This is a genomic window from Curtobacterium sp. DN_7.5 (assembly GCF_022655355.1).
GTDB classification, from domain to species: Bacteria; Actinomycetota; Actinomycetes; order Actinomycetales; family Microbacteriaceae; genus Curtobacterium; species Curtobacterium luteum.
Window position 1 is genome coordinate 82103 of record NZ_CP093378.1, and the last position, 13142, is coordinate 95244.

Consider the following 13142-nt stretch of genomic DNA (forward strand, 5'->3'; position numbering starts at 1 on the left):
TCAGCTGGGAGTCCGGCGGAGAGCGACAGCGGATGCGGAAGGCCCCGCGACGGCTGTCGCGGGGCCTCCGGTCGTGCGGGGGTCGGGTCTACTTGACGACGACCGTGACGTTCGGGCTCGTGCTGGTCGTGAGCTGGTCGGTCCCGGCGAAGACGGCGTGCAGCGTGTGCGTGCCCTTCTGCAGCGGCAGCGCCACCGTCACCGTGCCGGACTTCACCGTGACCGTCGCCAGGCGCTTCGAGCCCTGGTAGATCCGAGCGGTGCCGTTCACCGTGACCCCGGTCGCCTTGACCTGCACCGTCGCCTTGCCGGCGCTGTACTTCACGGCCGTCCGCGACGGGGTCTTGGCGACCTCGAACGCGGTCGCGCTGGTCGTGGCGGAGGAGGCCCCGGCGAACGCCGAGGTGCTCGTGAACGTGGCGGAGAGCGCGTGCTCGCCCAGTGCCAGCGAGGCCGGCAGGGTCAGCGTCGCCGAGCCCGCCTCCAGGTCGACCGTCCCGAGTGCCGTGCCGCCGTCCGAGAAGGTCACCGTCCCGACCTGGGTGCCGATGCCGCCGTCGACGGTCGCGGTGACCGTGGCGGGCTTCGCGGTGCCGAGGGTCTGCTCCGGGGCCGAGACCGAGAGCTTCGTGGTCGTGGCCGGCAGGGCCGCGTCGAGCTGGAAGCGGTCGACGGTCGACCCGATCGGGGCCGGGTCGGCCGAGGCCGTCGGCTGGAGCGTGACACCGCAGTCGGACACCTTGCCGTGGGTCACGGCGGCGTTCGGCGCGGAGCAGTCTCCGGCGCGGATGTCGTGCACGTCGAGTGCGTCGTCCGTCACCGAGACCTTGACGTACGTCCGCACGTGCTCCTGGTTCTCGACCGAGTTGGCCCAGTGGCGCTTGCCGGTCGGGTCGAGCGGGTCCGCACCGTAGCCGCCCTTGGTGGCGTCCGGAGCGGTCAGGTCGTAGTACTTCGAGCCGGATGCCGAGTTGGCGGTGATGTAGATCACGCCGCCGGGGCCGGAGAAGACCTCGGGGGCCGCCGGCTGCTCGTCAGGGTTGGCCTTCTTGCCGTTCTTGATCGCGTAGCTGCGGGAGTACGAGTGGTCGTGGCCCTGCAGGACGATGTCGACGCCGAGGTCCGAGAACGCCCGCGTGAAGTCGAACCGTCGCTGCTGGTTGTCGGCGTCGTTCGCGTGGTCGGCGGGCGAGTAGATCGAGTGGTGGTAGACCAGCGCGGTCCACTTCGCGTCGTCGCCGTAGCGGTTGATGACGTCGCGGACGTACGACACGTGTGCCGCGTCCGAGCCACCGGCGTAGGCGTTCGAGTTGATGTCGATGAACAGGACGCCCTTGTAGGTGTACCAGTAGTCACCGCCCGAGTTCGCGGTGCTGTTGCCGCCCGGGTAGAAGTCCGGGACCTTGAGCGAGTTCGGGACCTGGTTGTGCTGCTCGTACGCCTTGCCGCCGACGTCGTGGTTGCCGATCGTCGAGGCCCACGGGTACTGCTTGAGCACGTCGCTGCTGTCGGCGAACGCGCCCCACTCGTACTCGTTGTTGGCGTGCTCGACCTGGTCGCCGCCGGAGACGAGGAGCTCGGCCGCGGGGTCGTTCCGGGTCGCGTACTCGAGCGTGTCCGCCCAACCCGCGCCGTCGTCGTCGACGAAGCCCGACGAACCGATCTGCGGGTCGCCGAAGAACAGGAAGTCGAAGTCGCCGCTGAAGCGCTTCGTCGTGAAGGTGTACGTCGACGACCACGCCGAGCCGTCCGCCGCACCCACGTGGTACGTGTAGCTCGTGTTCGGCTCGAGGTCGCTGATCGTCGCGTGCGCGTTGATGTAGCCGGACTCCGCGGCGATGCCGGCGATGCTCTTGGTGTCGGAGTCGGTGGTGCTCGTGTCGGCCGCGGTGTTGGCGGCCTTCGAGGCGGCGATGGTCTTCTTGGCGCTGGTGAAGGCGCCGTCCGCCAGGTCGGCGGTCTTCTCGATCTCGAGCGACTGGTCGACGTTGGTCGGGAAGTACCAGGAGGCGATGCGCTGGCTCTCGGTGGCGCCGACGCCCAGCAGGACGTGGATGGGGCCGCCGGTCGAGATGTTCGTGGTCGGGGTCGTCGGCGCAGCCGTCGCCGTACCGGTGCCCGTGAAGGCCGCGCCGGCGACGAGCGCGGCACCCAGGACGGCCCCGCCGAGGCGGAGGGTCGTGCGACGCCGTGCGGGCGTGCTGGACAGGAGACTCATGATCGTGATCCGTTCAGGAACGAGAGGAACGTGCACGGGAGACTCTGGGCGCGCCGTGGAACCCCTCGGTGAACGCTGTGTGTACGGACAGACCCGGTTTGCTGAGGACCGTCACAGGGTCGCGACGACGGCGCTGAGGCTGCCGCTGCCTCAGCCGGCGGCGAGGCGCTGCACGAACCAGATCATGCCCATGACGAAGACGCCGGCCGTGATCGCCCCGGTGACCCAGAGGGACGCGATGTGGGCTCGGCGACGCAGCAGCGCGAGCGGCGGGAACACGATCGCGATGATCGCGAGCTGCACCGCTTCGATCCCGACGTTGAAGATGAGGAGCGACACCAGGAGCTGCCACGAGAACGCCTCGTGGATGCCGAGCGCCCCGGCGAACCCGAGCCCGTGGACGAGCCCGAACGCGAACACCACCGCGAGCCGGGACCAGCCCGAGCGGTCGAGGGCGAACCGGCCCTCGGTGCCGACGGCGAGCTCGTCCGCGCGGGAACGGCGACGCCAGAGGCGCCAGAGGTACCAGCCGGCGACCGCGGCGATCGAGAGCGCGATGAGTGGCTCGACGACGATCGACGGCGGGCTCACCACCCCGAGGGCGGCGAGGATGAACGTGATCGAGTGCGCGACGGTGAACGCCGAGGCCGTGTAGACGACCTCCCGGAGTCGCCGGGACCCGGCGATCAACGCCACCAGGAACAGGATGTGGTCGATGCCGGTGAGCAGGTGCTCGGCGCCGAGGGTGAAGAACTCCCAGAACCGCTGCCCGGCGGACTGCTCGGTGGAGAACGACGGGCTGTCCGTGGCCAGTGTGGCGGAGCCCTGCTTGCCGTCGACGTCGTACGTGACGATCGTCTTCGTGCCGGTGACGAACGACTCGTGGTCCGGGAAGAGCGTCGAGGACACCACGTGCCCCGAGTCGGTGCGACCGGGGTCGGGGCAGGTGAAGTCCGCCGTCACCTCGGCGTACGGGACCTCGTCCTGCATGTCGACCGTGACCGTCGGCTCCAGTTCGCCCACGCACGCCCGGCCGCCGGAGGTCACGGTGAACCGGTCGAGGACGTACGCGCCGAGTGACTCGAGGTGGGCCTCGGCGGTCTTCCGCATCCCGGGGAAGTCCCCGTCGTCCCACGCGGCCTGGCCCGCCCGGTAGAACGGGTCGTCGTGCTCGCTCGTCCCCACGGACACGAGCATGAGGTCGTACTCGAGGCCGAGCCGCGCGCGCACGGTCCCCGCATCCCTCGAGTCGACGTGCGCGTAGACGACCGAGCTGAAGCCGTGCGCCGACGCCGGGCCGCCGAGGGCGAGGAGGCCGACGACGGCGACGACGGCGAGCAGCACCGCGGCCACGATCCGGTGTCGGAGGATCGGGGTGCGGTGCGGGGAGCGGGTGGTTCCGGGGGTCACCGGGCAGACGATCTCCGGTCGAGGCAACCGGCAGGTGAACAGTCGGCGACCGGTTGCCGACCGACCGCGGATCAGCGCGCCCACGCCTCCCGCAGGTGCCGCGCGTCGTGGTTCCATGGTCCGGCCCTGCTCGCCCCGTCATGCCCGGAGGCCCCACCGTGAACCGCATCCGCTCCCGGACGCCCGTGCTCGCGTGTGCGCTCGCCGTGACCGTCGCGGGCGCGCTCCTGCTGACGGCGTGCTCGTCCGGTCCGAGCGGGGAGGCCGGAGGGGTCCCGACCACCCGGTCCTCGTCGTCGGACGCCGCCGGCACGCTCGGCGCCGGCTTCGTCGACCCGAGCAGTCCCCCGTCGCCCGAGGCGACGATCAGTCCGGCCCCCGGCTCCTGGGACGGCACCCACCCGCCGGCCGACTACGACGTCGTGCTGCTGTCGCCGGGGGAGTACGGCGCGGGTGACGATGCCCAGACCGCGACGCTCGCATCGGCGGTCCGGAGCTGGGCAGCCGCCGAGGGGGTCACCGTGACCGACGTCCAGCCCGCATCCGCCGACGGCATGACGGACGCCGTGCTCCAGGCGGTCGCGGACCGGGCCGACCTCGTCATCAGCGTCGGGAACGCGATGGTCGACCCCGTCGCAGCGATCTCGCCGAGCGCGCTCCACCAGCAGTTCCTCGTGCTGGGCGCGGAGATCGCCGAGCCCACCTCGAACGTGACCGCCGCCGACTGGACCGGGGCGGGGTTCCGCGGCGAGGGGCTCGGGGCCTCGAGCCACCACGACCCCTCGACCTTCACGCCCGAGCGTGCTGGGCGGGCACTGCGCGCGGGGGTCGCCGCTCTGCAGCACGACCTGAACGGCACCGTCGTCTGGGTCGACTGACCGGACCCCGCGAACCGTCCGAACGGTTCAGTGCGCGAAACGTCCAAAGTGCGAACAGTTCGTTGCGCGAATCGTTCACGTCGTGAAAGAGTTCGGAACGTCCACGAGGACGACGTCCACGAGGATGCAGGGATCGACGGAAAGGCGGGTCTGACATGCACAGCACGTACACGGGGATGCCGCGGCAGGCGAGCGTCGGCCGGAGCCACCCGCGGGTGGGCCTCACGGACCAGGCGGTCATCGACGCTTTCGTGCAGCGCCGCATCAACGACCCGTCGCTCCTCTCGACGCGCTCCGAGCCGTCGTACGCCGACTTCTTCACCGCACCGACCGCTTGACCCAGGAGCGCATGACCACATGCCGTTGACCATCGTCCGCCGAGAGCACAACCACCTCTACGCCCGCCAGCCGCGGTCCGCCGCCGCACGGAGCGCCGTCGAGTCGATCCTGCGGCTGCAGCACGCCGAGGAGCAGCAGGTCGAACAGGCCCGGATCGAGAGCGGGTTGACCAAGAACGAGTCGCTCGCGCTCCGGTACCTGCTCCAGGCGGAGCGCGACGCCCGGCCGATGGGGCCGAAGGACCTCGCGGTCATGCTCACGGTGTCGAACGCGTCGGTCACGAAGATCGTCGACGGTCTGGTGGAGAACGGTGACCTCGTGCGCGATGCCCACCCCACCGACCGGCGGCAGCAGGTGCTGCGTCCGACCCCGCAGGCGGCGGCGAAGATCGACGGGTCCTACGCGCGGTTCCACGAGGCCGTGGTCGGCGTGCTCGACAACCTCGACGACGCCGACAACGAGGTCGTCGCCCGGGCGCTGTCGTCGATCGTGGATGCGCTCACGGCCGGGATGCCCACCCCGGTCGACGAGTACACCGTCGCCGCCGGGCAGGCCTGATCGCTCCACGGACCGGCCCTGTCGTCGTGTGACCGGGGGCTCGGGTGCTCGCGCGGAAAACCTTCCAGCGGTAAGTTGGCGGGATGACCTCCCCGCCGGACGACGACACGGCCCCGCAGCGCCGTGGGTACCGCAAGGGTGCCGAGCGTCGGGCGCAGATCCTCGACCAGGTGATCCGCATGGTCGCCGAGCAGGGCGTGGACGCGTCGTCCCTCCGCTCGGTCGCCGAGTCGCTCGGCATCACGCACGCCGCCCTCCGGCACTACTTCCCGAGTCGTGACGAGCTGCTGCTGGCGGTCTACCACGAGCACGAGGTCCGCGAGCAGGGCGCTCCTGACCGGGTGAAGTCCGCGGTCGGCGACATGCGTGACAGCGCGGTCCGCAACCGCGCCGTCCCGGGGCTGGTGCAGCTGTACACGACCCTCTCGGCCGACGCGGTGCAGGAGGGACACCCGGCGACGCGCGAGTTCGTGCGCGAGCGGTTCACGGGTCTCCGGGCCGAGCTCGCCGAGTCCATCGCGTCGGACCAGGCTGCGGGCCGCATCCGCCCCGACCTCGACGCGGTCGACCTGGCGAGCCTGTGCATCGCGGCGTCGGACGGTCTGCAGGTGCAGTGGTTGCTCGACCCCGACGCGGTCGACGGCGAGCGGGTGCTCCGCCTGCTCGAACGGTTCGTCCCGCCGGTCGACTGAACCGGGTGCGGCTCAGCGGGGGGTGAGCGTCGTCGTCATCGTGACCACGCGAGCCCCCGGGACGTCCTCCACCGAGATCGCGACCGTCGGGTCGACGAGGTCCGAGAGCGCGTCCGGGTGCGTCCCGCCGCACGGGATCTCCGCCACGCCGTCGGGCAGCTCGCACCGCCACTGCCGACGAGCGGACAGCCGGGAGTCCTCCGCCACGACGTGGATCGGACCCCCGGTCGCCGTCCACGCGCGGAGCAGCCCGGTCACGCGGTCCGCGATGCCGTCGGCGTCGTCGAAGGCGCCCGGGTCGAAGCCCTTCTTCCGGAGCGACTTCCCGATCCGGTAGACGTCCTCGGAGCGGTACTCGCCGATCGACGACCGCACGATCGCGAGGGAGTCGAACGCCGGCCGGCCGAGCGAGTCCTCCGGCACGGGCTTCGACCAGCGGTCCGTGAGCACGGCGTCGAGGGCGAGGGCCGCGAGGTGGCAGGCGCTGTGCGCGACGCTGAGCGCCGTCCGGAACCCCCGGTCGACCGTGACCGTCGCGCGGTCCCCGAGTGCCGGCGGGTCCGCGTGCACGACGTGGGCGACCGCGAACACCCACCCCTCGGTGCCGGTGCGCACCGGGAGGTCGTCACCGACGTGGACCGTCCCGTCCTGGACGCCCGCGACCCGGACCTCGACGCCGTCGTACTGCGCGTCCGGCGTCGAGAGCGTGACGCGGTCTGCCGGCTGGTCCGGCCAGGCGGTGTCGACCGGGTGAGCTGCCGTCCGGTCCAGGAAGACCGCCCAGCGGTCGCCGCCGACCGGCTCGACGTGCACGACCGTGCCCTCGCTCGTGACCGCCCCGGCGGGGTAGGTGACCTCGGTGTCGATCGTCGGTGCTGCCATGTCCGTCCTCCTGCCGCACCGTACCGCTCGGGCGGCCAGTCGCGCTCCCGCGGACCAGCGCGTCGCCGGGACGCGCACGCGCGGTCTCGCTGGGCGCCCGTCGCTGACACCGCGGCCCGCGGTACCGAGCCGAGCCGCGCCTCCAGGCCGGGACGGCGACACCGTCGCCGGACGCACGAGCGGGGCCGGGCCCTGTCGGGACCGACCCCGCTCGGTGGCAGCGTGGCTACGCGGTCACGCCCTCCGCGAGCACCGCCGCCGAGGGGTCGAAGTCCTCGGGCAGCGGTTCGGGCTTGGTGATGCGCGAGGCGATCTCCACGGGCTGACCCGACTCGGCGGCGTCGCGGATGCCGAGCATGACGTCGAGCGCGTGCGACGCGACGGCGCCGGAGGCGCGCTCCGGCCGACCCTCGGCGATCGCGCGGGCCAGCTCGACGACACCCGTGCCACGGCCCCAGGTCGAGCCCGTGTGCGTGAGCGTCGTCGGCTCGTCCTCGCCGAGCGTCCACAGGGTGCTGTCGCCGTCGAAGACGTTCGGGTCCGGCAGCACGATGGTGCCCTCGGAGCCGTTGATCTCGACGAAGCCGTTGCGGGGCAGGGCGTGCTGGAACGACAGGGTCGTCTGCGCGGACTGGCCGTCGGCGAACGAGATGAGCGCGGCGTGGTGCGTGGGCACCTCGACGGGGAACTCGGTGCCGGCGCGGGGACCCGAACCGATCACGCGGGTCTCGCGCGACTTCGACGACACGGCCTGCACGCGCGAAGCGGAGCCGAACGCGTGCAGCAGCGTCGTGACGTAGTACGGGCCGATGTCGAACAGCGGACCGGCGCCCCGGGCGTACAGGAACTCGGGGTCCGGGTGCCACTGGTCCGGTCCGGGCACGTGGAACATCGTCGTCGCGGTGAGCGGCGTCCCGATGTCACCGCGGGCGATGGCGCGGATCGCGGTCTGGATGCCCGCGCCGAGCACGGTGTCCGGCGCGGTCGCGTAGCGGACGCCGGCGGCCTCGGCGGAGGCGAGCAGGTCCTGCGCGTCCTCGGCGGTCGTGGCGACGGGCTTCTCGCTCCAGGTGTGCTTGCCGGCGGCGATGATCTGCTGGCCGACCTTCGCGTGCTCGGCCGGGATCGTGATGTTCACCACGATCGAGACGTCGTCACGGGCGAGGAGCTCCTCGACCGTGCCGTACGAAGCGACGCCGTACTTCTCGGCCTGGGCCTTCGCGCGCTCCTGGATGAGGTCCGCGACGAACAGGACCTCGACGTCGGCGAACTGCGTGAGGTTCGTCAGGTACTGGTCGGAGATGTTGCCGGCACCGATGATGCCGACGCCGACGCGGCTCACGCTGCGCCCCCGGCGGTGTCGTTCTCGCGCAGCCACTGCAGCGACTCGGTGATGCCCTCGAAGACGTCCCCGGCGTAGGCGTCGAACTCGACGACGCGGATGGCCTGCGGCGCGGCGGCGAGGATGCCCGCGACGTCGACGTCGCCCTGGCCGGCCGGCTTCTGGTTCTCGAACGCCCGCTGGAGCGCTTCCGGGACGATGAGGGCGCTCTCGGCGGAGGGGAGGGCGGTGAGGATGTCGCCGTCGACCTTGCCGTCCTTGACGTGGATCGCGACGACGCGGTCGCCGAGCGAGCGGAGCACTGCCGGAGCGTCCGCGCCGCCGACGGTGGCCCAGAAGGTGTCGACCTCGAGGACGGTCTCGGGGTGGAGCTGCGCGACGAAGTGGTCGTAGACCGTGCGGCCGTCGACCTTGTTCGTGAACTCCCACTGGTGGTTGTGGTACCCGAACTTCAGGCCGTGCCCGGCGGCTTCGGCGGTGAGCTCGTTCACCCGGTCCGCGATCTTCTTGACGTCGTCGGCGGTCTGCCAGCGGTCGGTCGGGATGAACGGGTCGATGACGGTCTCGATGCCGAGGCGCTTCGCGGCGTCCCAGATCGGGGCGGTGTCCTCGGCGTCGATCACGGCGACGTGACCGGAGGGCGCCGTGAGGCCGTTGGCCTGCAGTGCCCGCTCGAGGTCGTCGACCCGCTCGACGAACGCGTACGGCTCGACGTTCTCGTAGCCGATCTCGCGGACCCGGGCGATGGCCGTGTCGAGGTCTTCGGCGATGGCGTCGCGCAGCGAGTAGAGCTGCACAGAGGTGGTGGGCATTGCGGAGTGCTCCTTCGGTCCTGACTGGTGTCGCGGCACTGGATGTCGCAGCCCGTCGAGGAGCGATGCTCCACGGCGAGATCGATGACGACGCTACCGGAGAAACCACCCGCTGTGTAGTTTTCGACGCCGTGTTGCGTTCCTCGCACCGCGGAAGGCTGCGCCGGCGGGGTCGTCATCGGGCTCCGGGCCCGTCCGCGCCCGGGGGCACAGCCCGTCATCGGGCTCCGGGCCCGCGCCCGGGGCCCGGCCCGCTAGCGTGGACGGCATGCCCGACCTGCGCGCGTTCGACACCCCGGTCGGCACCGTCCTGGCCCGCGTGGACGGCGACGTCGTCCGGGCGCAGGGCATCCCGTACGCGACCGCCGAACGGTTCCGTCGGCCGCTGCCGGCGCCCGCGTTCGCAGAGCCCTTCGCCGCGGTCACCCCGGCCCCGGTGGCGCCGCAGCCCCCGGCGGCGTTCGTCGACGAGCTGCTGCCGCCGATGCAGCACCTCGCCGTCGACGAGGACTGCCAGCGTCTGACGATCACCCTGCCCGCGGACGCACACCCCGACGAGCGCCTGCCCGTCATGGTGTGGGTGCACGGCGGCTCGTACGTCATCGGCGGCGGCGACCTCCCGATCCACGACGCCCACGACCTCGTGGCGGAGCAGCGCGTGGTCGTCGTGTCGGTGACCTACCGCCTCGGGGTGCTCGGCTTCCTCGGCGACGGCGAACGCGTCCCGGCCAACCTCGGGCTGCTCGACCTGGTCGAAGCGCTGCGGTGGGTGCGGGCGAACATCGGGTCGTTCGGCGGCGACCCCGACACCGTCACCGTGTTCGGGCAGTCCGCGGGCGGGGACGCGATCGCGCACCTCATGATCAGCCGTGGCGCAGAGGGCCTCTTCCGACGGGCGATCATCCAGAGCGCACCGCTCGGCATCTCCCGACGGCGCGCCCGGATGAGCCGCGCGGTGCTCCGAGCCGTCGGTGCCGTCGACGCGGCGACCCCGCTCGAGGACGTCCTGGCCCGGCAGCTGGCGGGGACGCGGGCCGGAGCGCCGTTCGGCCTCCGCGGCGGGATGCCGTTCGGCACGCAGTACGGGCAGGACCCGCTGCCGACGGAGTCCCGTGCAGCCGACGCGTGGCGTGCGGTGGCGCCCGACGTCGACGTGCTCATCGGGTCCGCGGTCGACGAGGCGGCGATGTTCGTCCGGTCGGTGCCCGCGATCGCCGCCGTCTCCCGGACGCGGGTGCTGCGGCCGCTCGTGCGCTGGTGGCTCGTCCGCCCGCTGTCCGAGGTGGTCTACGGCCGTGACGTCCGGCGGTTCCGCGACCGGCACCGGGCCGCGGGCGGGCACGCGACCTCCTACCGGCTGCTGCGGGGCACGACGGCGCGGCCGACCGGCGCGGTGCACATGAGCGACCTGCCGATGCTCCTCGGCGGGCGGGCCGCCTGGGCCGGCTCGGCCTTCGTGCCCGAGCGCGACTGGCCGGCGGTGGACGAGCGCGGGCGGCGCATCCGCACAGTGTGGGCCGAGTTCGCCCGGACGGGTCGCGTGACGGCTCCCGACGACGACACGATCACGTTCGACCGGGGCTGAGCGGTGCGGGCCCGCTACGCGTACCGCACCGGCACCGGCACCGGCACCGGCACCGGCATGGTCGGGACCGCACCGGCCCCACCTCGTCCCCCGGACTGGGCGGTGCCCCGGCTCCGCCGCCGCCCCAGAATCGACGGCATGTCCGATTCCGATGCCGAGCTCCGCTCCCGTGTGGTGACCGGTGCGATCGCGGCCTACCGTGCCGGCGACTTCCACAGCGTCGGTCACGTCGAGATCGCCCGGGCGGCCGACCTCGACGTCGACGACGTGCGGCGCGCCTACCCCATCTGGGACCTCCTCGTCGTCGCGGTGATGGACCGCTGGAACAACGGGAGCCGCCGGGCGCTGTGGAGCGTGGCCGAACGGGACGGCGTGGTCGCGTACCTCCGAGCGCGCCTGCAGGCCGGGCTGGACGAACCGTCGCTCGTCCGGCTGCGGATCGCCCTCCTCAGCGCGGCGTCGACGCCGGGCCACCCGGCCGAGGGCTGGTTCCGTGCGCAGTACGACCACTCGTTCGAGGACATCACCCTCGGCCTCTCCCGCGACGTCGTCGCCGGTCGTGAGCCGGAGGGGACGTCCCCGCGGCACGCCGCCGAGCAGCTCGTCGCGCTGTACGAGGGCCTGCAGCTCCAGGCCCTGCTCCGTGACGACACCGAGGTCATCGGCGGGTTCGACCGTGCGGTGGCGCGACTCCGGGTCGGCTGGCGGTCGAGCGCGACGGTGTGACGGCCGCAAGGCGCGGCGCGGCTGAGCGGGTCGCGCTCGCGTTCCTGGCATGGTCGGGTGATGGAGTACACCGACTACGACACCCGACTCGCGGCCTACGCCGTGGTCACGGAGGGCGACCGGGTGCTCCTCGCGCGACTGCGCTTCCCGGAGTCCGGCACCTGGACCCTGCCCGGTGGCGGCGTCGAGTTCGACGAGACCGTCGAGCAGGCGGTCGTGCGGGAGGTCCGGGAGGAGACCGGACTCGAGGCCAGGGTCGGCGCCCTGCTCGGTGTCCGCCACCACGTCGTCCCGCCGGAGCGCCGGATGCACGCGGGCGCGCGGGGTCGGCCGATGAAGGCCGTGCAGGTCGTCTTCCGCGCGACGATCGTCGGCGGGGAGCTCCGCGACGAGGTCGACGGCTCCACGGACGAGGCCCGTTGGGTCCCGATCGCGGAGCTGCCGCACCACCGGCACGGCCTGCTGGTCCCGATCGCGCTCGGCTGGGCGGGCGCGCTCACCCGCTGACGGGGACGTGGCGGCTCACCGGCTCGGGCCGGACCCCTGCTCCACGATGCTCAGCACGTTGCCGGACGGGTCCGTGAACCAGGCGATCAGCGGTCCGCCGTTCCGGTTCACCCCCCGCTCGTCGGTGACGCCGTCGTACTGCAGGAACCGCACGCCCGCGGCGGTGAGCTCGTCCACGGCGGCGTCGACGTCCGGCACCGGGAAGTTCAGCACCGTGAACGACGCCGGCTCGTGCGCGGGACCCTTCGGGTAGACGAGCACGTGTGTCCCACCCACCTGCAGGGAGAGCATGCCGTGCTCCTCGGTGACCGGGACCCCGAGCACACCCTCGTAGAACGCCCTGGCCTCCGGCACGTCCCGGACCGAGAACCCGCTGAACGCCGTCGTCGCATCCACCATGCGGCCAGTGAACCACCGGGCCTGCCAGGATGGCACCGTGTCCCAGCCCCGGATGAACGTCGACGAGGCCGTCGCGCGCGCCGTGGACCTCGCGTCCGGCCCCGACCGGGTGGTGCTCGGCATCGCCGGGGCCCCGGGAGCAGGCAAGTCGACCCTCGCCCGGCGCATCGTGACGGCCGTGGACGACCACGCCGGACGTGGGACGGCGGTCCAGGTCCCGATGGACGGCTTCCACCTGGCGAACGCGGCCCTCGACGCCCTCGGACGGCGCGACCGCAAGGGCGCGATCGACACGTTCGACGCGGGCGGCTACGTCGCACTGGTCCGTCGCCTCGCGGTCGCCGACGAGCCGGTCGTCTGGGCACCCGACTTCGACCGTCGGGTGGACGAGCCGGTCGCGGGCAGCATCCCGGTGCCGCGCAGGACCCGTCTCGTGGTGACCGAGGGCAACTACCTGCTCGACGAGGACGCCCCCTGGGCGGACCTGCCGTCGCTGTGCACCGAGACCTGGGCGTGCGTCGTCGACGACGCCGTGCGCGTCGACCGCCTGGTGGGCCGGCACATGCGGCACGGCCGCGACCACGACGCCGCGCGCGCCTGGGCGCTCGAGGTGGACGGCGTGAACGCCGCGAGGGTCGCTGCCACGGTGATCCGTGCCTCCCGGACGGTCGCGACGTGACCACCCGCACGGCGCGACCCGGCAGACGTCGTCACCCGCACGGCGCGACGCGGCACGCGGTCCCGCCCGGACGACGCGACGGTCCGGACGTCACCACCCGCACCACGCGGCCCGG

At 72.6% G+C, this 13142-nt stretch carries 14 protein-coding genes; 8 read left to right on the top strand and 6 right to left on the bottom strand.

Going from position 1 to position 13142, the window contains the following annotated elements:
• Positions 1–88: 88 nt before the first annotated feature.
• On the bottom strand, positions 89–2218 hold the full coding sequence (locus MON03_RS00390) for an Ig-like domain repeat protein (protein ID WP_022905086.1): 2130 nt from the start codon (positions 2216–2218) through the stop codon (positions 89–91).
• Between the two features lie 150 nt (positions 2219–2368).
• Complete coding sequence (locus MON03_RS00395) at positions 2369–3628, bottom strand: HupE/UreJ family protein (protein WP_242089813.1); 1260 nt, start codon at positions 3626–3628, stop codon at positions 2369–2371.
• Between the two features lie 158 nt (positions 3629–3786).
• On the opposite strand from MON03_RS00395, the gene MON03_RS00400 reads away from it, so the two are divergent.
• The 4 genes from MON03_RS00400 to MON03_RS00415 all read left to right on the top strand — a co-directional run bounded on the left by MON03_RS00400 (position 3787) and on the right by MON03_RS00415 (position 6095).
• Positions 3787–4506, top strand: coding sequence for a type 1 periplasmic-binding domain-containing protein (locus MON03_RS00400; protein WP_242089815.1), 720 nt, complete (start codon positions 3787–3789; stop codon positions 4504–4506).
• Between the two features lie 155 nt (positions 4507–4661).
• The gene (locus tag MON03_RS00405; protein ID WP_031274557.1) at positions 4662–4844 is read left to right on the top strand and encodes a hypothetical protein; all 183 of its coding nucleotides are present in this window, start codon (positions 4662–4664) and stop codon (positions 4842–4844) included.
• Between the two features lie 19 nt (positions 4845–4863).
• The gene (locus MON03_RS00410) at positions 4864–5403 is read left to right on the top strand and encodes a MarR family winged helix-turn-helix transcriptional regulator (RefSeq protein ID WP_242089817.1); all 540 of its coding nucleotides are present in this window, start codon (positions 4864–4866) and stop codon (positions 5401–5403) included.
• A gap of 83 nt (positions 5404–5486) precedes the next feature.
• A complete protein-coding gene (locus MON03_RS00415) occupies positions 5487–6095 on the top strand; it encodes a TetR/AcrR family transcriptional regulator (protein WP_242089819.1) in 609 nt (202 codons plus the stop codon).
• A gap of 12 nt (positions 6096–6107) precedes the next feature.
• On the opposite strand, the gene MON03_RS00420 is transcribed toward MON03_RS00415, so the two are convergent.
• The 3 genes from MON03_RS00420 to MON03_RS00430 form a co-directional block, all read right to left on the bottom strand.
• Entirely contained in the window at positions 6108–6977 is an 870-nt protein-coding gene (locus tag MON03_RS00420; RefSeq protein WP_242089821.1) for an alanyl-tRNA editing protein, read from the bottom strand.
• A 226-nt stretch (positions 6978–7203) separates the two neighbouring features.
• Positions 7204–8319: a Gfo/Idh/MocA family protein gene (locus tag MON03_RS00425; protein ID WP_242089823.1), complete on the bottom strand. Its 1116-nt coding sequence runs from the start codon at positions 8317–8319 to the stop codon at positions 7204–7206.
• Entirely contained in the window at positions 8316–9131 is an 816-nt protein-coding gene (locus MON03_RS00430) for a sugar phosphate isomerase/epimerase family protein (RefSeq protein WP_175327510.1), read from the bottom strand. The genes MON03_RS00425 and MON03_RS00430 overlap by 4 nt, the downstream gene beginning before the upstream one ends.
• A gap of 268 nt (positions 9132–9399) precedes the next feature.
• Between MON03_RS00430 and MON03_RS00435 the strand changes: the two genes are divergently transcribed.
• From MON03_RS00435 to MON03_RS00445, 3 genes are all read left to right on the top strand, one after another.
• Positions 9400–10716 carry a carboxylesterase family protein gene (locus MON03_RS00435; RefSeq protein ID WP_242089825.1) on the top strand — a complete coding sequence of 439 codons (1317 nt, stop codon included), beginning with the start codon at positions 9400–9402 and terminating at the stop codon, positions 10714–10716.
• 138 nt (positions 10717–10854) lie between these two features.
• Entirely contained in the window at positions 10855–11442 is a 588-nt protein-coding gene (locus MON03_RS00440; protein ID WP_148286310.1) for a nucleotidyl transferase family protein, read from the top strand.
• 60 nt (positions 11443–11502) lie between these two features.
• A complete protein-coding gene (locus MON03_RS00445) occupies positions 11503–11949 on the top strand; it encodes an NUDIX hydrolase (protein ID WP_022905075.1) in 447 nt (148 codons plus the stop codon).
• 15 nt (positions 11950–11964) lie between these two features.
• Here MON03_RS00445 and MON03_RS00450 read toward each other — a convergent pair whose 3' ends face one another.
• Positions 11965–12348, bottom strand: a complete 384-nt coding sequence (locus MON03_RS00450) for a VOC family protein (RefSeq protein ID WP_242089827.1) — start codon at positions 12346–12348, stop codon at positions 11965–11967.
• 37 nt (positions 12349–12385) lie between these two features.
• On the opposite strand from MON03_RS00450, the gene MON03_RS00455 reads away from it, so the two are divergent.
• Positions 12386–13027 carry a nucleoside/nucleotide kinase family protein gene (locus MON03_RS00455; protein ID WP_242089829.1) on the top strand — a complete coding sequence of 214 codons (642 nt, stop codon included), beginning with the start codon at positions 12386–12388 and terminating at the stop codon, positions 13025–13027.
• The last annotated feature ends 115 nt before the right edge of the window (positions 13028–13142 follow it).